The sequence below is a fragment of the Pseudomonas sp. 22526 genome (assembly GCF_052044735.1).
In the GTDB taxonomy this organism is placed as follows: domain Bacteria; phylum Pseudomonadota; class Gammaproteobacteria; order Pseudomonadales; family Pseudomonadaceae; genus Aquipseudomonas; species Aquipseudomonas piscium.
Map to the genome: position 1 here is coordinate 204047 of NZ_JBQENK010000010.1, position 18129 is coordinate 222175.

21 protein-coding genes are annotated in these 18129 nt (G+C 63.0%); 13 read left to right on the forward strand and 8 right to left on the reverse strand.

What is annotated here, in order from left to right; all coding sequences use genetic code 11:
* Window positions 1-88 precede the first annotated feature (88 nt).
* Window positions 89-982 (forward strand): LysR family transcriptional regulator, encoded by an 894-nt coding sequence (locus ACTJKT_RS17415; protein ID WP_053276818.1) that lies wholly within the window; start codon window positions 89-91, stop codon window positions 980-982.
* On the opposite strand, the gene ACTJKT_RS17420 is transcribed toward ACTJKT_RS17415, so the two are convergent.
* Complete coding sequence (locus tag ACTJKT_RS17420; protein ID WP_053276819.1) at window positions 979-1305, reverse strand: DUF883 family protein; 327 nt, start codon at window positions 1303-1305, stop codon at window positions 979-981. The genes ACTJKT_RS17415 and ACTJKT_RS17420 overlap by 4 nt on opposite strands.
* A gap of 159 nt (window positions 1306-1464) precedes the next feature.
* Between ACTJKT_RS17420 and ACTJKT_RS17425 the strand changes: the two genes are divergently transcribed.
* Both ACTJKT_RS17425 and ACTJKT_RS17430 read left to right on the forward strand, forming a co-directional pair.
* Window positions 1465-1680 carry a dodecin gene (locus ACTJKT_RS17425; protein ID WP_025806847.1) on the forward strand — a complete coding sequence of 72 codons (216 nt, stop codon included), beginning with the start codon at window positions 1465-1467 and terminating at the stop codon, window positions 1678-1680.
* Between the two features lie 130 nt (window positions 1681-1810).
* A complete protein-coding gene (locus ACTJKT_RS17430) occupies window positions 1811-2035 on the forward strand; it encodes a DUF1161 domain-containing protein (protein WP_025806846.1) in 225 nt (74 codons plus the stop codon).
* A gap of 154 nt (window positions 2036-2189) precedes the next feature.
* On the opposite strand, the gene ACTJKT_RS17435 is transcribed toward ACTJKT_RS17430, so the two are convergent.
* Complete coding sequence (locus ACTJKT_RS17435; protein ID WP_440787939.1) at window positions 2190-3191, reverse strand: LLM class flavin-dependent oxidoreductase; 1002 nt, start codon at window positions 3189-3191, stop codon at window positions 2190-2192.
* 242 nt (window positions 3192-3433) lie between these two features.
* Between ACTJKT_RS17435 and ACTJKT_RS17440 the strand changes: the two genes are divergently transcribed.
* Together ACTJKT_RS17440 and ACTJKT_RS17445 are read left to right on the forward strand one after the other, a co-directional pair.
* Window positions 3434-3865 (forward strand): OsmC family protein, encoded by a 432-nt coding sequence (locus ACTJKT_RS17440; RefSeq protein ID WP_009046246.1) that lies wholly within the window; start codon window positions 3434-3436, stop codon window positions 3863-3865.
* A 215-nt stretch (window positions 3866-4080) separates the two neighbouring features.
* On the forward strand, window positions 4081-4320 hold the full coding sequence (locus tag ACTJKT_RS17445; protein ID WP_025806843.1) for a DUF1161 domain-containing protein: 240 nt from the start codon (window positions 4081-4083) through the stop codon (window positions 4318-4320).
* Between the two features lie 4 nt (window positions 4321-4324).
* Here the strand turns inward: ACTJKT_RS17445 and ACTJKT_RS17450 are convergent, their stop codons facing one another.
* On the reverse strand, window positions 4325-4744 hold the full coding sequence (locus ACTJKT_RS17450) for a PA0061/PA0062 family lipoprotein (protein ID WP_440787940.1): 420 nt from the start codon (window positions 4742-4744) through the stop codon (window positions 4325-4327).
* Window positions 4745-4786: 42 nt separating this feature from the next.
* Window positions 4787-5200, reverse strand: coding sequence for a PA0061/PA0062 family lipoprotein (locus tag ACTJKT_RS17455; protein WP_440787941.1), 414 nt, complete (start codon window positions 5198-5200; stop codon window positions 4787-4789).
* 59 nt (window positions 5201-5259) lie between these two features.
* Here ACTJKT_RS17455 and ACTJKT_RS17460 point away from each other — a divergent pair, with 59 nt between their 5' ends.
* Window positions 5260-6339 (forward strand): aminopeptidase, encoded by a 1080-nt coding sequence (locus ACTJKT_RS17460; protein WP_440787942.1) that lies wholly within the window; start codon window positions 5260-5262, stop codon window positions 6337-6339.
* Between the two features lie 100 nt (window positions 6340-6439).
* Here the strand turns inward: ACTJKT_RS17460 and ACTJKT_RS17465 are convergent, their stop codons facing one another.
* From ACTJKT_RS17465 to ACTJKT_RS17475, 3 genes are all read right to left on the reverse strand, one after another.
* Entirely contained in the window at window positions 6440-6898 is a 459-nt protein-coding gene (locus ACTJKT_RS17465; protein WP_440787943.1) for an REP-associated tyrosine transposase, read from the reverse strand.
* Between the two features lie 179 nt (window positions 6899-7077).
* The gene (locus tag ACTJKT_RS17470) at window positions 7078-7728 is read right to left on the reverse strand and encodes an HAD family hydrolase (protein WP_440787944.1); all 651 of its coding nucleotides are present in this window, start codon (window positions 7726-7728) and stop codon (window positions 7078-7080) included.
* Between the two features lie 28 nt (window positions 7729-7756).
* Window positions 7757-8302 carry a gamma carbonic anhydrase family protein gene (locus tag ACTJKT_RS17475; RefSeq protein ID WP_124323176.1) on the reverse strand — a complete coding sequence of 182 codons (546 nt, stop codon included), beginning with the start codon at window positions 8300-8302 and terminating at the stop codon, window positions 7757-7759.
* A gap of 102 nt (window positions 8303-8404) precedes the next feature.
* Between ACTJKT_RS17475 and prlC the strand changes: the two genes are divergently transcribed.
* Window positions 8405-10456 (forward strand): oligopeptidase A, encoded by a 2052-nt coding sequence (gene prlC / locus ACTJKT_RS17480; protein WP_440787945.1) that lies wholly within the window; start codon window positions 8405-8407, stop codon window positions 10454-10456.
* Complete coding sequence (locus ACTJKT_RS17485) at window positions 10453-10740, forward strand: YheV family putative zinc ribbon protein (protein WP_025806836.1); 288 nt, start codon at window positions 10453-10455, stop codon at window positions 10738-10740. Before prlC ends, ACTJKT_RS17485 begins: the two co-directional genes overlap by 4 nt.
* A gap of 124 nt (window positions 10741-10864) precedes the next feature.
* Here the strand turns inward: ACTJKT_RS17485 and ACTJKT_RS17490 are convergent, their stop codons facing one another.
* The gene (locus tag ACTJKT_RS17490; protein ID WP_440787946.1) at window positions 10865-11521 is read right to left on the reverse strand and encodes a phosphatase domain-containing protein; all 657 of its coding nucleotides are present in this window, start codon (window positions 11519-11521) and stop codon (window positions 10865-10867) included.
* 306 nt (window positions 11522-11827) lie between these two features.
* On the opposite strand from ACTJKT_RS17490, the gene ACTJKT_RS17495 reads away from it, so the two are divergent.
* The 5 genes from ACTJKT_RS17495 (at window position 11828) to ACTJKT_RS17515 (ending at window position 18052) form a co-directional block, all read left to right on the forward strand.
* Window positions 11828-12571 (forward strand): gluconate 2-dehydrogenase subunit 3 family protein, encoded by a 744-nt coding sequence (locus ACTJKT_RS17495; protein WP_440787947.1) that lies wholly within the window; start codon window positions 11828-11830, stop codon window positions 12569-12571.
* 2 nt (window positions 12572-12573) lie between these two features.
* Window positions 12574-14358 carry a GMC family oxidoreductase gene (locus ACTJKT_RS17500; protein WP_025806833.1) on the forward strand — a complete coding sequence of 595 codons (1785 nt, stop codon included), beginning with the start codon at window positions 12574-12576 and terminating at the stop codon, window positions 14356-14358.
* Window positions 14359-14370: 12 nt separating this feature from the next.
* On the forward strand, window positions 14371-15696 hold the full coding sequence (locus ACTJKT_RS17505) for a c-type cytochrome (RefSeq protein WP_440787948.1): 1326 nt from the start codon (window positions 14371-14373) through the stop codon (window positions 15694-15696).
* A 163-nt stretch (window positions 15697-15859) separates the two neighbouring features.
* Complete coding sequence (locus tag ACTJKT_RS17510; protein ID WP_440787949.1) at window positions 15860-16918, forward strand: PA0069 family radical SAM protein; 1059 nt, start codon at window positions 15860-15862, stop codon at window positions 16916-16918.
* 399 nt (window positions 16919-17317) lie between these two features.
* Complete coding sequence (locus tag ACTJKT_RS17515; RefSeq protein ID WP_124307333.1) at window positions 17318-18052, forward strand: carbonic anhydrase; 735 nt, start codon at window positions 17318-17320, stop codon at window positions 18050-18052.
* The last annotated feature ends 77 nt before the right edge of the window (window positions 18053-18129 follow it).

Consider the following 18129-nt stretch of genomic DNA (forward strand, 5'->3'; position numbering starts at 1 on the left):
ACAGGCAATGGCGTTCACTCTACCCCTGACGCCCCAGGCTGAAAACCGATAAGATCGCCACAACCTGTCAGGAAAACTCACATATCCCATGAGCCACGACCTGCCCCCGCTGAACGCCCTCCGGGCCTTCGAAGCCACCGCCCGCCTGAACAGCGTCAGTCAGGCGGCCGAACAGCTGCACGTCACCCATGGCGCGGTCAGCCGCCAGTTGAAGGTGCTCGAGGAGCATCTTGGGGTGAGCCTGTTCGTCAAGGAAGGGCGCGGCCTGAAACTCACAGATGCCGGGGTGCGTCTGCGCGATGCCAGCAGCGATGCCTTCGAGCGCCTGCGCACGGTCTGCGCCGAGCTGAGCCAGAGCACCGCCGATGCGCCCTTCGTGCTCGGTTGTTCCGGCAGCCTGCTGGCGCGCTGGTTCATTCCGCGCCTGGGGCGGTTGAATGCCGACCTGCCGGACCTGCGCCTGCACCTGTCGGCCGGCGAAGGCGACCTCGATCCGCGCCGGCCGGGGCTGGATGCCTTGCTGGTATTCGCCGAGCCGCCGTGGCCGGCGGACATGCAGGTCTATGAACTGGCCAGCGAACGCATCGGCCCGGTGCTCAGCCCGCGTTACAGCCGCTACGAGCAACTGCGCGAGGCGCCGGCCAGTGCGCTGCTCGGCGAGGCACTGCTACAGACCACCTCGCGCCCGCAGGCCTGGCCCAGCTGGGCCCGCCAGAACGGCATCGACGCCGGGGCGCTGAAGTTCGGCCAGGGTTTCGAGCATTTGTATTATTTGCTGGAGGCCGCGGTGGCCGGGCTGGGCGTGGCGATCGCGCCGCAGCCGCTGGTGGCCGAGGACCTGCGTGCCGGGCGCCTGGTTGCCCCCTGGGGTTTCTGTGAAACCCCGGGGCAACTGGCGTTGTGGCTACCCAAGCGCGCCGCGGATGGGCGCGCCCGGCAACTGGCGCAGTGGCTTAGCAACGAGCTGCGCCAGACGCCTTAATTGCCGCGCTTGCACAGCAGGTAAGCGGCCAGCAGGCCCAGCGCGCCCACGGCGACGCCGGCGGTGGTCCAGGGGTGTTGCTGGGCATAGTCGCGGGTGGCGATCCCGGTTTCGCGGGTTTTCACTTTGACGTCTTCATAGGCATCGCTGAGCAGGCTGCGCGAATGTCTCAGCGCATTCTCGGCGTTGCTTTTCAGCGTCTTGAGGGTTTTGCGCGACTCGTCCGAAGCGTCGTCCTTGAGGCTTTCCAGGGACTTGAGCAGACTTTCGATCTCGGCTTCCATGCTTTCCAATGAGGCTTTGCGTAATGAAGTGTTGGCCATGGCGGCTCTCCTGCATTGTTGATTGAGGGGTCTGTAAGGGTCCGACTGCGTGGCCTGGCGAAAGTGCATTAAATCTGAGCGCCGATCGGCCGGGGCTTGCCCAAGTATTGCCGGTAATCGCTGCTAGGCTTTGATCTACCTCATCAAGGAGAGAACGCCATGTCTGATCATCACACCTACAAGAAAGTCGAACTGGTCGGCTCGTCCCCTACCAGCATCGAAGACGCCATCAACAATGCGCTGGCCGAAGCCAACAAAAGCATCAAGCACCTGGAATGGTTCGAGGTCACGGAAACCCGCGGGCACATCCGCGATGGCAAGGCCGCGCATTTCCAGGTGACGCTCAAGGTCGGCTTCCGGATTGCCAACAGCTGAACCTGGGCTAGGCTGTTGAACTTGGGCGCTGGCCGATTGCCATAGGGAATGGCGAAGCGCTATATCTGCCTCGAAGCCGAGCAGGCCGAGGCTTGACGCTTATTTTTGACTCGACCAGAGAATGTGACCGATGAAAAAACTGGTAATGGCTTTAGCGTTGTTGAGTGTCGCGGGAACAGCCCTTGCTGCCGGCAAGCCATGCGAAGAGCTGAAAGGCGAAATCGCCGCGAAGCTCGATGCCAAAGGCGTGTCGGGTTATTCGCTGGAAATTGTCGACAAAGGCAGCGCGGCTGGCGGCAAAGTGGTCGGTACCTGCGAAGGCGGTACCAAGGAAATCGTCTACAAGCGCGGCTGAGCCCTTGTAGCAATGAACAAGCCGACGCGATGCGTCGGCTTTTTTGTGCCCTCAGGCCAGGCGTGCCCCCTGTAGCCGCTGCCGCAGGCTGCGATCGCGCCCGAAGGGCGCGCCACGCCTCTGGATCACACAGCCCTTCAGCCCGATTGCAGACTCAACCCTTCATCACTTGCGCCAGCAACTCGTAGGAATGCAGGCGGTCGGCGTGTTCGTACAGGTCGCAGGTGAAGATCAGCTCATCGGCGCCGGTCTGTTCGATCAGCACTTCGAGCTTGGCGCGGATCTTCGCCGGGCTGCCGATCATGGCCAGGCCGAGGAAGCTGCCCACGGCGTCTTTTTCATGGGGCAGCCACAGGCCGTCCATGCTCTTCACCGGTTTGCGCTGCACCAGGCTCTGGCCGCGCATCAGCGCGAGGATCCGCTGGTACACCGAGGTCGCCAGGTAATCGGCCTGTTCGTCGGTATCGGCCGCCACCAGCGGCACGCCGAGCATCACATAAGGCTTGTCGAGCACGGCCGAGGGCTTGAAGTGATTGCGGTACACGCGAATCGCCTCGTGCATGTAGCGCGGTGCGAAATGCGAGGCGAAGGCGTAAGGCAAGCCGCGCTCACCGGCCAGTTGCGCACTGAACAGGCTGGAACCCAGCAGCCACACCGGCACCTGGGTGCCGGTCCCTGGTACCGCGATCACCCGTTGCTCCGGGGTGCGTGGGCCGAGGTAGGCCATCAGTTCGGCCACGTCTTCAGGGAAGTCGTCGGCGCTGCCGGAACGTTCTCGGCGCAGGGCGCGGGCGGTCATCTGGTCGGAACCCGGCGCGCGGCCCAGGCCCAGGTCGATGCGCCCCGGATACAGGCTTTCCAGGGTGCCGAACTGCTCGGCGATCACCAGCGGCGCATGATTGGGCAGCATCACGCCACCGGAGCCGACGCGAATGCTTGAGGTGCCGCCGGCCAGATAGCCCAGCAGTACCGAGGTCGCGGAGCTGGCGATACCGTCCATGTTGTGGTGCTCGGCGACCCAGAAGCGGGTGTAGCCGAACTTCTCTACATGGCGGGCCAGGTCCAGGGAATTGCGCAGCGATTGCGCCGGGCTGCCGTCCTCGCGCACGGGGACCAGGTCGAGGGTGGAAAACTTAACGTCGGACAGTGGTTTCATAAGCCTGCTTCTCCAGTGGTGTGCAGGCCTTTGTCATGAGCCAAAACCTGCCGAATGCTGTAAGCCTGTTTCATGCAATGTGGGCATATACCCGAGTTTCAATAGCCAAGCTGAATTTGCTGTCCGGATAAACGGTGGATTCAGGCAGGATGAACTTCGCCGGGCCTTCTATCCTCTAGAACCCTGAGTAGCAGAAAACCACAAGGGCGCGGCCTTTCGCGCCCGTTCTCGAGGAGACAGACATGAGCATCACCAAGAAAGCATCGGCTCACTGGGAAGGGGATCTGAAAACCGGCATCGGCTCGATTTCCACTGAAACCGGGGTGCTGCGCGATGCGCCCTACGGCTTCAAGGCACGTTTCGAAGGCGGCAAGGGCACCAACCCGGAAGAACTGATCGGCGCCGCGCACGCGGGATGTTTTTCCATGGCCTTCTCGATGATTCTCGGCGAGGCCGGGCTCAAGGCCGACAGTATCGATACCAACGCCGAAGTGACGCTGGACCAGGTCGATGGCGGTTTTGCGATCACTGCGGTGCACCTGATCCTCAAGGCGAAGATTCCTGGCGCCAGCCAGCAGCAGTTCGATGAACTGAGCAAGAAGGCCAAGGAAGGTTGCCCGGTATCCAAGGTGCTGAACGCGAAGATCAGCCTGGATGCGACGCTGGTCAGTTGATGGTGCCTTAACCTGTTGCATCGCTTCGCGAGCAAGCTCGTTCCTACAGGGCCTGTGTCGTTCGGTAGGAATGGGCTTGCCCGCGATGGCGTTTGCGCTGACATCCCCGTGCCAGATATGCGTGGTATCAGAACTCGCTTCATGAAAATGTGGTCGAATGCATGACTGCAGGCTCAGCCCATGACCTTGGGCGCTGCATCAAGGGAGCTCCACACATGAAACGTTTTGCCCTGGCAGTTGTTTGTTGCGCGCTGGCCACCTCGGCCCTGGCGGACCCGAAGGACTGCGAAGAACTCAAGAAAGAGATTGAAATCAAGATCCAGGCCAACGCCGTGCCCTCCTACACCCTGGAGATTGTCAGCAAGGAGGAAGCCGAGAAACATGACGTGGCCATGGTGGTCGGTACCTGCGAAAACGGCACCAAGGCGATCATCTATCAGCGAAACGACAGCTGATCGATCAGATCACGCAGTTGACCATATGGTCTTCGGCCAGCAGCTCACGCTTGGCGTTGTACAGCCGGGCACTGGGAGAGAAACCCAGCGAGCGGGCTTCCAGCAGGTAACGCTGGCCGGCTTCGAAATGGTCGTAGCGTATGCTCAGGTAGCACAGACGCTCGGCCGGATCGTTCATCATGCCGATGCGCCCGCTGAACACCTCGAAATCGAAACGCACCATCAACTCATGACTGCCCGGGGTGACCTGGAAGTAGCGGCCGTCGGTCAGGCGCTGGTTGTCCAGGCGCTCGGCCATCAGCAGCTTGCCGCCCGGCGTCGGGGTGGCGAAATCGACCCAGGCCTGTTGCGGGTCCACCGCCGGCAGGGGGCTGGAGCAGGCAACGAGGCCGGTCAGGGCAAGCAGCAGCAAGGGTTGGCGCATGAGGTCGGGCCGTCCGGGGAAAGGCCTCAAGCATAGCGCCGATCAGGTGCGCTGGCAGCCCGCCGGTTGGCCGGTACCCACCAGATTGCGCTGCTGGTCATAGAGCTTGGCCCAGGGGCGGAAGCCGATATTGCCGGTCTGCAACTGGTAGCGCTGGCCGGCGTTGAAGTCCTTGTACTTCACGCTCAACTGGCAGTCGCGCCACAGGGGTTCGCTGTCCGGGCCGATATTGGTGGGCTCCACGGCGAACTGGTAGCGCACCTTCAGCTCATGGTTGCCGGGCTGAACCTCGAAATATCGGCGGTCCACCCAGGCCTTTTCGTCGACCTCCAGCGCCTGCAGCGCGGTGTCCTGGTGGCTGTCGAGGTCGATCCAGGCTTGCGTCGGATCGGGGGCGGGCAATCCGGCACAACCGCTCAGGGTCAAGAGTCCGGTGGTCAGCAGCAACACGCGCATAGCGAAACTCCAGGCAGGCGAGATAGTCTTGGGGACAGACTCTCGAAGGATGATTCGATTTGATTAGGCCGCGTTCAAGCCATGGGTTACTTGATCATCTTTTACACTTTTTGTTTCCGGGCCTGGCGCTTTTGCTGCTCAACGGTTGTTCCAGCCTGGGTTACTACGGCCAGCTGGCCAGCGGCCAGTGGCAGCTGTTGCAGGCCCGCACGCCCGTCGAGCAGGTGATCGCCGACCCGACCCGCGACCCGCTGTTGCGCGCCCATCTGGCCCAGTCGCAGAAGGCCCGGCGCTTCGCCAGCCAGCACCTGCACCTGCCGGACAACCAGAGCTACCGCCTCTACGCCGACATCGGCCGGCCCTACGTGGTGTGGAATGTATTCAGCACCCCCGAGTTTTCCCTGAGCCCCAAGACCCACTGCTTCCCGATTGCCGGCTGCGTGGCCTATCGCGGTTACTACAGCCAGGGCGCGGCCCGCGGCGAGGCGGCCTTGCAGAAGCAGCAGGGCATGGATGTGGCCATCGGCGGGGTGGAGGCCTATTCGACCCTGGGCTGGTTCAACGACCCGATCCTCAGTTCGATGCTGCATTGGGGCGACGAACGCCTGGCGACCCTGATCTTCCACGAGCTGGCCCATCAGCGCTTTTATGTGAAGGACGACACCGAGTTCAACGAGTCCTTCGCCACCTTCGTCGAGCAGGAAGGCACCCGGCAATGGCGCGCGGCCCGGGGCCTGGCGCCGGCCAGCGATGCCCTGGTCAAGCAGAAGGACCAGTTCATCCAGTTGATCCTCGATACCCGCCAGCGCCTGGAACGCCTGTATGCCCTGCCGCTGCCCGCCGAGCAGATGCGCCAGCGCAAGGCCGCCGAGTTCGAACGGCTGCGCCGGGATTACCGACAGCTGAAGGACAGCCAATGGCACGGCGACTCGCGCTACGACTTCTGGATCAACACCCCGCTGAACAATGCCAGGCTGCTGCCTTTCGGTCTGTACGACCAGTGGGTGCCGGCGTTTGCCGCCTTGTTCAAGCAGGTGAAGGGGGATTGGCCGGCGTTTTACCAGGCTGTGGAGAAACTCGGTGTGTTACCGGTTGAAGAGCGCAAGGCGGCGTTGCAAGCATTGATGGATGGCGCCTGAAAGGACGCCATCGCGGGCAAGCCTCGCTCCTACAAGGGGCCTGCGTGCTTCTGTAGGAGAGGCCGGTCGACGCTCGATTGCCCGCGATGAGGCCGGATCGTCAAACCCATATCGCATCCCAAAGCGAATAATCCCCCACCCGCTTCACCAACCCCGCGCGTAACGGGTTGGCCACGATATACCTTGCGACAGCCTGTAAATCCTCTTCCTTGCGAATGCCCCGATCATGGTAACCACGTTGCCAGACTGCCCCTTTGCGCCCCCGCTGGCGATTCACCGATACGCAAATGCGCGAGCGAGTCCTGCCCATCAGCACTGGCAAGGTGGCGCCATGCAGTTCGACCAACCAGTGAAAATGATCGGGCATGACGACAAAGGCCAGTGAGTGGGCGAGTTGCTCCTGCTCGGCCTGTTTGAACGCAGCCACTACCAGGCGGCCCGAGTGGAAGTCGTTGAATAGCGGTTCCCGGTTCTGGGTGACGGAGGTGAGGACGTAGATTTGACCGGGCTGCGAGTAACGCCCGGTACGCAGGCGATGGGAATGGGGTTTGCTGGGCATGGGAGATCCTCCTTGATCGTGTTTTTCAGGCTAGATCGAAGAAGGACGGGACGGGGTTTGTCTGTTGTGCGGGATGTGTCTGGGGGGACGCCATCGCGGGCAATCGAGCGTCGACCGGCCTCTCCTACAGAAGCACGCAGCCCTTGTAGGAGCGAGGCTTGCCCGCGATAGCGATCGGCTCAGCGCTGCAGGAACGCCTGATGCAGCTCATCCAGGGTCTGGAAGTGATAGGCCGGTGCCTCGGCGCTCAGTTCTTCGTGGCTGCCGAAGCCATACCCCACCGCCGCCGCATCCAGCCCGTTGTTTCGGGCGCCGATCAGGTCGTGTTTGCGGTCGCCGATCATCAGGGTGTCGCCTGGGTCCAGGCCTTCTTCGCTGATCAGGTGGCGGATCAGCTCGACCTTGTCGGTGCGGGTGCCGTCCAGTTCGCTGCCGTAGATCACCTTGAAATGCCGGGCGAAATCGAAATGCCGGGCGATTTCGCGGGCGTACACCCAGGGTTTGGACGTCGCGATGTACAGCTGGCGGCCCTGCCCGCTTAGGGTTTCCAGCAGCGGCGTGACGCCATCGAACACGCGGTTTTCATACAGGCCGGTGACCTTGAAACGCTCGCGGTAGAAATTCACCGCCTCCCAGGCCTTGGCTTCGTCGAACCCGTAGAACTGCATGAACGCCTGCAACAGCGGCGGGCCGATGAAGTGTTCCAGCTTGCTCAGATCGGGTTCGTCGATGCCCAGCTTGCCGAGGGCGAACTGGATCGAGCGGGTAATGCCTTCGCGCGGGTCGGTCAGGGTGCCATCGAGGTCGAACAGAAGGGTTTGGTAATGCATGGGGATTCCTGGGCAGTGGGTCGGGGGCTCAAGCCTGGTCGTAGCCTTCGGCCAGGTGCAGGTCCTTGAGCTTCACGTAGTTGGCGGCGCTGTAGGTGAAGAACGCACGCTCCTTGTCGGTCAGCGGGCGGGCCTGTTTCACCGGGCTACCCACGTAGAGAAAGCCGCTTTCCAGGCGTTTGCCAGGCGGTACCAGGCTGCCGGCGCCGACGATCACCTCGTCTTCCACCACCGCGCCGTCCATGACGATGCTGCCCATGCCGATCAGCACCCGGCTGCCGACGCTGCAACCGTGCAGCATCACTTTGTGGGCGATGGTCACGTCGTCGCCGATCAGCAGCGGGAAGCCGTCCGGGTTGAAGGGGCCTGCGTGGGTGATGTGCAGCACGCTGCCGTCCTGCACGCTGGTGCGGGCGCCGATGCGGATGCGGTGCATGTCGCCGCGGATCACCGTCAGTGGCCAGACTGAGCTGTCGGCGCCGATTTCGACGTCACCGATCACCACCGCCGAACTATCGACGAAGGCCCGCGGGCCAAGGATGGGCGTGTGGTTCTGATAGCTGCGAATGGCCAAGTTGGATACCTGCTCTGACATTTATTAATGGGGGCGATAGCTGCGGTGTGCGTCGATTGTAATTAAGATGGGGCCACGTTTCTTCCAGCCAAGGTGCCAACCGTGAGTGTGAACAACCCTCTTCTGCAGCCCTACGACCTGCCGCCGTTTTCGGCGATCCGCGCCGAGCACGTACAGCCGGCCATCGAACAGATCCTGGCTGACAACCGCGCCGCCATCGCTGAAATCCTCAAGAACCAGGGCACGCAACCGACCTGGGCCGGCCTGGTATTGGCCATGGACGAACTCAACGACCGCCTGGGCGCGGCCTGGAGTCCGGTCAGCCACCTCAATGCCGTGTGCAACAGCGCCGAACTGCGCGAGGCCTATGAGTCCTGCCTGCCGGCCCTGAGCGCCTACGCCACTGAGCTGGGGCAGAACCCTGAGCTGTTCCAGGCCTTCGAAGCCCTGGCCAGCAGCCCGGAAGCCGCCGGTTTCGAGGTGGCGCAGAAAACTATCCTGGAACACTCCCTGCGTGACTTCCGCCTGTCGGGTATCGACCTGCCGCCCGAGCAGCAGCAGCGTTACGCCGAAGTGCAGAGCAAGCTCTCCGAGCTGGGCAGCCGCTTCTCCAACCAGTTGCTCGACGCCACCCAGGCCTGGACCAAGCACGTCACCGACGAAGCGGCCCTGAACGGCCTGACCGCTTCGGCCAAGGCGCAGATGGCTGCCGCGGCCCAGGCCAAGGATCTGCAAGGCTGGCTGATCACCCTGGAATTCCCCAGCTACTACGCGGTGATGACCTACGCCCAAGACCGCGCGCTGCGCGAAGAAGTCTACGCCGCCTACTGCACCCGCGCCTCGGACCAGGGCCCGAATGCCGGCCAGAACGACAACGGCCCGGTCATGGAAGAAATCCTCGACCTGCGCCAGGAGCTGGCCCAGCTGCTGGGCTACGCCAACTTCGCCGAGCTGAGCCTGGCCACCAAGATGGCCGAGTCCAGCGATCAGGTGCTGAGTTTCCTGCGGGACCTGGCCAAGCGCAGCAAGCCGTTCGCCACCCAGGACCTGCAACAGCTCAAGGCCTACGCCGCCGAACAGGGCTGCCCGGACCTGCAAAGCTGGGACAGCGGTTTCTACGGCGAGAAGCTACGCGAGCAGCGCTACAGCGTGTCCCAGGAAACCCTGCGCGCCTACTTCCCGATCGACAAGGTGCTCGGCGGCCTGTTCGCCATCGTCCAGCGCCTGTACGGCATCGAGATCGCCGAACTGAAAGGCTTCGACACCTGGCACCCGGACGTGCGCCTGTTCGAGATCAAGGAAAACGGCCAGCACGTGGGCCGCTTCTTCTTCGACCTGTATGCCCGCGCCAACAAGCGTGGCGGTGCCTGGATGGACGGCGCCCGCGACCGTCGCCGCACTTTCGAAGGCGTGCTGCAAAGCCCGGTGGCCAACCTGGTGTGCAATTTCACCCCGGCTGACAGTGGCAAGCCTGCCCTGCTGACCCACGATGAAGTCACCACCCTGTTCCACGAATTCGGCCATGGCCTGCACCACCTGCTGACCCGTGTCGAGTACTCCGGCGTTTCCGGTATCAACGGCGTGGCCTGGGATGCGGTGGAGCTGCCGAGCCAGTTCATGGAGAACTGGTGCTGGGAGCCGGAAGGCCTGGCGCTGATCTCCGGTCACTATGAAACCGGCGAGCCGCTGCCCCAGGATCTGCTGGAAAAAATGCTCGCGGCGAAGAACTTCCAGTCCGGCCTGATGATGGTGCGCCAGCTGGAGTTCTCGCTGTTCGACTTCGAACTGCATGCCACCCACGGCGACGGCCGTGCCGTGCTGCAAGTGCTCGAAGGCGTGCGCGACGAGGTCTCGGTGATGCGTCCGCCGGCCTACAACCGCTTCCCCAACAGCTTCGCGCATATCTTCGCCGGCGGTTACGCGGCGGGTTACTACAGCTACAAGTGGGCCGAAGTGCTGTCGGCCGATGCCTTCTCGAAGTTCGAGGAAGAAGGCGTGCTGAATGCCGAGACCGGTCGCGCGTTCCGCGAAGCGATCCTGGCTCGCGGCGGTTCCCAGGAGCCGATGGTGCTGTTCGTCGACTTCCGCGGACGCGCACCGTCGATTGACGCACTCTTGCGTCACAGCGGCCTGAGCGAGGACGCAGCGGCATGAGCGAGGGGCCAGTGAAGACGAAAAAACGCTTTATCGCCGGGGCGGTCTGCCCGGCGTGCAGCGAGCAGGACAAGTTGATGATGTGGAGCGAAGACGAGGTTCCCCATCGCGAGTGCGTGGCCTGCGGTTATTCCGACACCCTGAATGAACAGGGCCTGTCGGTGCCCAAGGAGCTGGGCACGCGGGTCAACACCACGGCCCTCAAGGTGCCGGATGCCAAGGTCCAGTCGGTGCAGTTTTTCCCCAACCCCAAGTTGAAGAAAAAGACCGACGAGCCCAAGTAGTTCCACGTTCCTGTAGGAGCCAAGCTTGCTGGCGATCAAGGCGCCGCGGTAGGTCTGGCACACCGCTATCGCGAGCAAGCTTCGCTCCTACAGAGGGCATCAAGCCAATTTCCCCACCTCGCGATCAATTCGCCGGCTTGCTGGCGCTCACCGTCTCGAACCAGCTCTTCACCGAACAGGTGGCGAACACGCTGGTGCTGCAATCACCATTGGCCAGGGCGGTGCGCAACTTGTCGACATCGGCCTGCATCATGTAGCGAATGCCGTCCTTGAAGTGGGAACTGTCGCCAAACCCGCCTTCGGTCATTTCATTCAGCGCCTCCTCCTTGCTCCAGCCCTGAACCACCACCCGGTACATCGCCGACATCAGGCCGGTGCGGTCCGAGCCGTGCTTGCAGTGCATCAGCACCGGCCCGTCGCTTTCGGCGCTCTGGATCGCGCGCAAGGCCGCCAGCACGTCGGCGTCATCCACGTGATTGGTCCGGTAAGGCAGTTGCACCTGCTTGATTCCCGGGGCCCGCAGCCAGCTGGAATCGGACTCCGGCAGGAAGTTGATCACCGTGCCCACCTTGAGCTTTTCCAGCAACGGCACGGCGCGGCTGTCCGGCAAGGCGCTGCGGTACAGCGTCGGCGACATCTGATACAGGTTGTAGTGGGTTTCCACGGGCTGGGCCCACTGGGCCGGGCGGGTCGCGCCGGTTTCGGTGGCTTGCGCCTGGGGCCAGGCGAGCAGCGTCAGCAGGGACAGGCAGAGGGCGGGAAGGATACGAAAGTTGTGCATGCAAAAGGCCGTGACCGGAAAGGGGGATGGAGGGAGCCTAGCTTCCATCCGGGCCGGTCAACGCCCTGTGAGGGGCTCGTCAAAGAAACGTGAAGCAGACGCGATGCAGTTTTTTTCCCGCTAATCGGTACTTTTTTCCTACTGAAGCGATTCATTTGAATGCTTAGCCTGCTACCATTTGTAACCAAAGTTTGCTGAACTGTGCTTTTCCCGGCGTCGGGATCGACCCGTTGCGCCGCCAGAACGACAAGCCACGCCATGACGCGGCTGCCCAACCCGTGAATGCCTAGTGTGAGGTGTCCCCCCATGTCTGATCACGATCAAGACAACCCGCGGCGTGAGTTTTTGCGCAAATCCCTGACCTTGATCCCGGTGGTCACGGTCGCCAGTACCGGCCTGGGCAGCTCGATGCTGATGGCCGCCCCCGAAGCGCCCAAGCCGGTGGAGCCTGCCCGAACCCCGGCCAGCACCGAGGCTTACCAGCCGACCTACTTCACCGCCGAAGAATGGGCCTTTGTCCAGGCCGCGGTAGAGCGCCTGATCCCGGCCGACGAACAAGGCCCGGGCGCCCTGGAAGCCGGCGTGCCGGAATACATCGACCGGCAGATGAACACCCCTTACGCCGCAGGTGCCCTGTGGTACATGCAAGGCCCGTTCAACGCCGACGCCGCGCCGGAGATGGGCTGGCAGAGCAAGCTGGTACCCAAGGAGATCTATCGCCTGGGCATTGCCGCGACGGATGCTTGGTCGAAAGCCTTCAACGGTAAAACATTTGCCGCGCAAGACAGCGCTACCCGAGACGATTTGCTCAAGCAGCTCGAAGCGGGAAAACCCCAGTTCGACAGCGTTCCGCCGAAGATTTTCTTCAATCTTTTGCTGCAAAACACCAAGGAAGGGTTCTTCTGCGACCCGATCCACGGCGGCAATAAAGGCATGGTCGGCTGGACGTTGATCGGCTTCCCCGGCGCGCGCGCCGATTTCATGGACTGGGTGGAACGCAACGAGCAATACCCTTTCCCGGCAGTGTCGATTCGCGGCGAGAGGGCTTGAGCATGGCAACGGTAATGAAGAAGGTCGACGCGGTGATCGTCGGGTTTGGCTGGACCGGCGCGATCATGGCCAAGGAGCTGACCGAGGCCGGGCTCAACGTGCTGGCGCTGGAGCGCGGGCCGATGCAGGACACCTACCCGGACGGCAATTATCCGCAGGTGATCGACGAGCTCACCTACAGCGTGCGCAAGAAACTCTTCCAGGACATCTCCCGGGAGACGGTGACCATTCGCCACAGCGTCAACGACGTGGCCCTGCCGAACCGCCAACTGGGCGCGTTCCTGCCGGGCAATGGCGTCGGCGGCGCCGGCCTGCACTGGTCCGGCGTGCATTTTCGCGCCGACCCGATCGAGCTGCGCATGCGCAGCCACTATGAAGAGCGCTACGGCAAGAACTTCATCCCCAAGGACATGACCATCCAGGACTTCGGCGTCACCTACGAAGAGCTGGAGCCGTTCTTCGACTACGCGGAAAAAGTCTTCGGCACCTCGGGCCAGGCCTGGACCGTGAAAGGCCAACTGGTCGGCGAAGGCAAGGGCGGCAACCCTTACGCGCCGGACCGCTCGGACCATTTCCCGCTGGAGTCGCAGAAGAACACCTACTCCGCCCAGCTGTTCCAGAAAGCCGCCGGCGAAGTCGGCTACAAGCCGTACAATCTGCCGTCGGCCAACACCTCGGGGCCCTACACCAACCCCTATGGCGCGCAAATGGGGCCGTGCAATTTCTGCGGGTTCTGCAGCGGCTACGTCTGCTACATGTACTCCAAGGCTTCGCCGAACGTGAACATTCTGCCGGCCCTCAAGCCGCTGCCGAATTTCGAGCTGCGCCCCAACTCCCACGTGCTCAAGGTCAACCTCGACAGCACCAAGACCAAGGCCACTGGCGTCACCTATGTCGACGGCCAGGGCCGCGAGATCGAGCAGCCGGCGGACCTGGTGATCCTCGGCGCTTTCCAGTTCCATAACGTGCGCCTGATGCTGCTGTCCGGCATCGGCAAGCCATACGACCCGATCACCGGCGAAGGCGTGGTGGGCAAGAACTTCGCCTACCAGAACATGGCCACCATCAAGGCCTACTTCGATAAGGACGTGCACACCAACAACTTCATCGGCGCCGGCGGCAATGGCGTGGCGGTGGACGACTTCAACGCCGACAACTTCGACCACGGCCCCCACGGCTTCGTCGGTGGTTCGCCGTTCTGGGTTAACCAGGCCGGCAGCCGGCCGATCGCCGGCACCTCCAACCCGCCGGGCACCCCGGCCTGGGGCAGCGCCTGGAAGAAGGCCACCGCCGACTACTACACCCACCAGGTGTCGATGGACGCCCACGGCGCCCACCAGTCCTACCGCGGCAACTACCTCGACCTCGATCCGGTGTACCGCGACGCCTATGGCTTGCCGCTGCTGCGCATGACCTTCGACTGGCAGGAAAACGACATCAAGATGAACCGCTTCATGGTCGAGAAGATGGGCAAGATCGCCGAGGCGATGAACCCCAAGGCCATCGCGGTGCTGGGCAAGAAGGTCGGTGAGCACTTCAACACGGCGTCCTACCAGACCACCCACCTCAACGGTGGCGCGATCATGGGCACCGACCCGAAAACCAGTGCCTTGAACCGTTACCTGCAGAGCTGGGACGTGCACAACGTGTTCGTCCCGGGCGCTTCGGCCTTCCCCCAGGGCCTGGGCTACAACCCGACCGGCCTGGTGGCCGCGTTGACCTACTGGTCGGCCCGCGCGATCCGCGAGCAGTACCTGAAGAACCCCGGCCCGCTGGTCCAGGCATAAGGAGCGATGACCATGAAAACCCTCGTTATCGCGACCCTGGCCCTGCTCGGCAGCGCTTCCCTCAGCGCCGCCGAAACCGATCAGCAAGCCTTGATCAAACAGGGCGAATACCTGGCCCGCGCCGGTGACTGCGTGGCCTGCCACACCGCCAAGGACGGCAAGCCGTTCGCCGGCGGCCTGCCGATGGAAACCCCAATCGGCACCATCTATTCCACCAACATCACCCCGGACAAGACCGGCATCGGCGAGTACAGCTTCGACGACTTCGACAAGGCCGTGCGCCATGGCGTGGCCAAGAGCGGCAGCAGCCTGTACCCGGCCATGCCCTATCCGTCCTATGCGCGGGTCAGCGACGCCGACATGCAGGCGCTGTATGCCTACTTCATGCAAGGCGTGGCGCCGGTGGTCCAGGAGAACCGCGACAGCGACATCCCCTGGCCGCTGAGCATGCGCTGGCCGTTGGCGGGCTGGCGCTGGATGTTCGCGCCGAGCGTGGCGGGCCTGCAAGGCAACGGCCAGGCCAAGGTCGGCGAAGACCCGGTGGTCAGCCGCGGTGCCTACCTGGTGGAAGGCCTCGGCCACTGTGGCGCCTGCCACACGCCGCGCGCCCTGACCATGCAGGAGAAAGCCCTGAGCGCCAGCGAAGGCAGCCATTTCCTGGCCGGCAGCGCGCCGCTGGAAGGCTGGATTGCCAAGAGCCTGCGCGGCGACCACAAGGACGGCCTCGGCAGCTGGAGCGAAGAGCAGCTGGTGCAGTTCCTCAAGACCGGTCGCAGCGACCGTGGCGCGGTGTTCGGCGGCATGAGCGACGTGGTGGTGCACAGCATGCAGTACATGTCCGCGGAGGACCTGACGGCCATCGCCCGTTACCTCAAGTCGTTGCCGGCGGTGGATGCCAACGACCAACCGCACCAGTACGACAAGGCGGTGGCCGAGGCGTTGTGGAAAGGTGACGACAGCAAGCCGGGGGCGTCGGTGTACATCGACAACTGCGCGGCGTGCCACCGTACCGACGGCCATGGCTATACCCGGGTGTTCCCGGCGCTGGCGGGCAACCCGGTGCTGCAAAGCGCCGATGCCACGTCGCTGATCCATATCGTGCTCAAGGGCGGCACCTTGCCGGCCACCCACACCGCGCCATCGACCTTCACCATGCCAGCCTTCGCCTGGCGCCTGTCGGACCAGGAGGTGGCCGATGTGGTCAACTTCATTCGCACCAGCTGGGGCAACCAGGGCTCCGAGGTGAAAGCCGCGGATGTGGCGGGGCTGCGCAAGGGCGACCTGCAAAGCACCTCGAATGACGATCTGGGGCAGATGACCAAGCACAGCGGTGGCTGACCGGCCTTTTTCGCGAGCAAGCTCGCTCCTACAGGGATGCATGTGTTCTCTGTAGGAGCGAGCTTGCTCGCGATCAGCGCCGAAGGCGCGCTCCGCCCGACGGCGCTTTGCAGAAATTCGAAGCTCCGATACTGTATATGAATACAGTATCGGAGCGCCTCCCATGTTCAGCCCCCTGCCCCCACGCGGCCGTGGCACCGCGACCAACCCGCACAACCGTTTTGCGCCCCAGCGCTCGGTGGCCTTCGACGACGGCTGGTACCAGGAAGCCCCGCTGACCCAGGGCACCGAGGTGCGCCTTGAGACGGCGAAATCCATCATCACCCGCAACAGCTCGCCGGACCTGCCCTTCGATCGCTCCATCAACCCCTATCGCGGCTGCGAGCATGGCTGCATCTATTGTTATGCGCGGCCCAGTCACGCCTATTGGGATATGTCGCCGGGGTTGGATTTCGAGACCAAGCTGATCGCCAAGACCAATGCCGCGGCGATGCTGGAACAGCAGCTGTCCAAGCCCGGTTACAAGTGCGCGCCGATCAACCTGGGTTCCAACACCGACCCCTACCAACCTATCGAACGCGAGCACCAGCTGACCCGCCGGACCCTGGAGGTGCTGCTGCGCTACCGGCACCCGGTGACCATCGTCACCAAGGGCTCGCTGATCCTGCGCGATCTCGATCTGTTGGTCGAACTGGCCGAGCAGCGGCTGGTGGCGGTGATGATCAGCCTGACCACCCTGGACGACGAGCTCAAGCGCATCCTCGAACCCCGGGCGGCGGCGCCCAAGGCGCGGTTGCGGGCGATCCGGGTGATGCGCGAGGCGAGGATTCCCGTGGGGGTGCTGTGTTCGCCGATGATCCCGATGATCAACGACAGCGAGCTGGAAAGCCTGCTCGCCGAGGCCCATGCCGCGGGTGCGCAAAGCGCGGCCTACATGATGCTGCGCCTGCCCCTGGAAGTGGCGCCGCTGTTCGAGGAATGGCTCAATGCCCATTACCCGCAGCGGGCGACCCATGTCCTGAGCCTGATCCGCCAGTGTCGCGGCGGCGAGCTGTACGACAGCCGTTTTGGTGCACGGATGCGCGGCGAAGGCCCCTTCGCGGCCCTGCTGGCGCAGCGTTTCGCCAAGGCCAGCAAACGCCTGGGGCTCGATCGGCGCGAAGGCTACAACCTCGACTGCACGGCCTTCTGTCCGCCGGGTGGGCAGATGTCGTTGCTGTAGGGGTTATTGGCCTATGGTGGAGTAGTGTCGGTGCACCCGCTTCTATAGGCTGGTCACCTTTTTGCATCGCCAATAGTGGCGTTTTAGAGCGCTCCGTTCAGTTTGAGTTAAGTTTGGAAGGCTACTTTGTTCATCGAGTGACCTTTGGGTCGCTGTCAGCGGGCTGGTTGTTTTTTAATCAATCGCTGGCGTCGTGCCGGATAAAACTGGAAAATTCACCTAAGGGTCTGAGCGAAAAGTCGGCGAGCGAAGGTCAGGCAAGGCAAAAAAAGGCGAGGAACGGCCGGGGTCGCGTTCGACTTTAGGGGCCTACATGAGCATTCCGAGCCTGTTTTTAACGCAGCATGACCGAGTGCAGCCACTTTTCGACAGAGCCTAATCCGTCGAAGAGGATGAATCATGAGTGACAAGGATAAACAGCCGTTGGCTGCGTCGGCTTCAGCGCCCACAGAGGTCGCCGAAAGCGCCGACGCAGCGCTGCAGATAATAGTTGACGGCTTTTTGCATTTTCATCACGAGGTCTTCCCGCAGCAGGAAGAACTGTTCAAGAAACTCGCCACGGCCCAGCGGCCGCGGGCGATGTTCATTGCCTGCGCGGATTCGCGCATCGTTCCCGAACTGATTACCCAGAGCGCCCCGGGCGACCTGTTCGTGACCCGCAACGTCGGTAACGTGGTTCCACCTTACGGGCAGATGAACGGCGGCGTGTCCACGGCCATCGAATACGCGGTCATGGCCCTGGGCGTGCACCACATCATCGTTTGCGGCCATTCCGACTGCGGCGCCATGCGTGCGGTGCTCAACCCGCAGAGCCTGGAAAAGATGCCGACGGTCAAAGCCTGGCTGCGCCACGCCGAAGTGGCCAAGACCATGGTCCAGGAGAACTGCGACTGCGCCGACGAGAACGCCAGCATGCATGTGCTGACCGAAGAGAACGTCATCGCCCAGTTGCAGCATTTGCGCACCCACCCTTCGGTGGCTTCGCGCATGGCCAACGGCCAGTTGTTCATCCATGGCTGGGTGTACAACATCGAAACCAGCGAAATCAAAGCCTACGACGCGGATCAAGGGTGTTTCCTGCCGTTGGACGGACGCCATCCGATCCCGGTTGCGACGCCTAAAGCGCGCTTCTAAATCCTCCTAAATCCCAGTGGGGTTCAGCCATGACTGCCGTCAGCGCGGTCAGGCTTTGCCACGCCTGAAGAAAGCTT

Coding starts and splice junctions, on each gene's coding strand:
- ACTJKT_RS17485 (WP_025806836.1), top strand. CDS start 10,453: ATGAGCGAGGGGCCAGTGAAGACGAAAAAACGCTTTATCGCCGGGGCG.
- ACTJKT_RS17445 (WP_025806843.1), top strand. CDS start 4,081: ATGAAACGTTTTGCCCTGGCAGTTGTTTGTTGCGCGCTGGCCACCTCG.
- ACTJKT_RS17415 (WP_053276818.1), top strand. CDS start 89: ATGAGCCACGACCTGCCCCCGCTGAACGCCCTCCGGGCCTTCGAAGCC.
- ACTJKT_RS17455 (WP_440787941.1), bottom strand. CDS start 5,200: ATGCGCGTGTTGCTGCTGACCACCGGACTCTTGACCCTGAGCGGTTGT.
- ACTJKT_RS17505 (WP_440787948.1), top strand. CDS start 14,371: ATGAAAACCCTCGTTATCGCGACCCTGGCCCTGCTCGGCAGCGCTTCC.
- ACTJKT_RS17440 (WP_009046246.1), top strand. CDS start 3,434: ATGAGCATCACCAAGAAAGCATCGGCTCACTGGGAAGGGGATCTGAAA.
- ACTJKT_RS17470 (WP_440787944.1), bottom strand. CDS start 7,728: ATGCATTACCAAACCCTTCTGTTCGACCTCGATGGCACCCTGACCGAC.
- ACTJKT_RS17430 (WP_025806846.1), top strand. CDS start 1,811: ATGAAAAAACTGGTAATGGCTTTAGCGTTGTTGAGTGTCGCGGGAACA.
- ACTJKT_RS17465 (WP_440787943.1), bottom strand. CDS start 6,898: ATGCCCAGCAAACCCCATTCCCATCGCCTGCGTACCGGGCGTTACTCG.
- ACTJKT_RS17450 (WP_440787940.1), bottom strand. CDS start 4,744: ATGCGCCAACCCTTGCTGCTGCTTGCCCTGACCGGCCTCGTTGCCTGC.
- ACTJKT_RS17515 (WP_124307333.1), top strand. CDS start 17,318: ATGAGTGACAAGGATAAACAGCCGTTGGCTGCGTCGGCTTCAGCGCCC.
- ACTJKT_RS17425 (WP_025806847.1), top strand. CDS start 1,465: ATGTCTGATCATCACACCTACAAGAAAGTCGAACTGGTCGGCTCGTCC.
- ACTJKT_RS17435 (WP_440787939.1), bottom strand. CDS start 3,191: ATGAAACCACTGTCCGACGTTAAGTTTTCCACCCTCGACCTGGTCCCC.
- ACTJKT_RS17490 (WP_440787946.1), bottom strand. CDS start 11,521: ATGCACAACTTTCGTATCCTTCCCGCCCTCTGCCTGTCCCTGCTGACG.
- ACTJKT_RS17420 (WP_053276819.1), bottom strand. CDS start 1,305: ATGGCCAACACTTCATTACGCAAAGCCTCATTGGAAAGCATGGAAGCC.
- ACTJKT_RS17495 (WP_440787947.1), top strand. CDS start 11,828: ATGTCTGATCACGATCAAGACAACCCGCGGCGTGAGTTTTTGCGCAAA.
- ACTJKT_RS17510 (WP_440787949.1), top strand. CDS start 15,860: ATGTTCAGCCCCCTGCCCCCACGCGGCCGTGGCACCGCGACCAACCCG.
- ACTJKT_RS17500 (WP_025806833.1), top strand. CDS start 12,574: ATGGCAACGGTAATGAAGAAGGTCGACGCGGTGATCGTCGGGTTTGGC.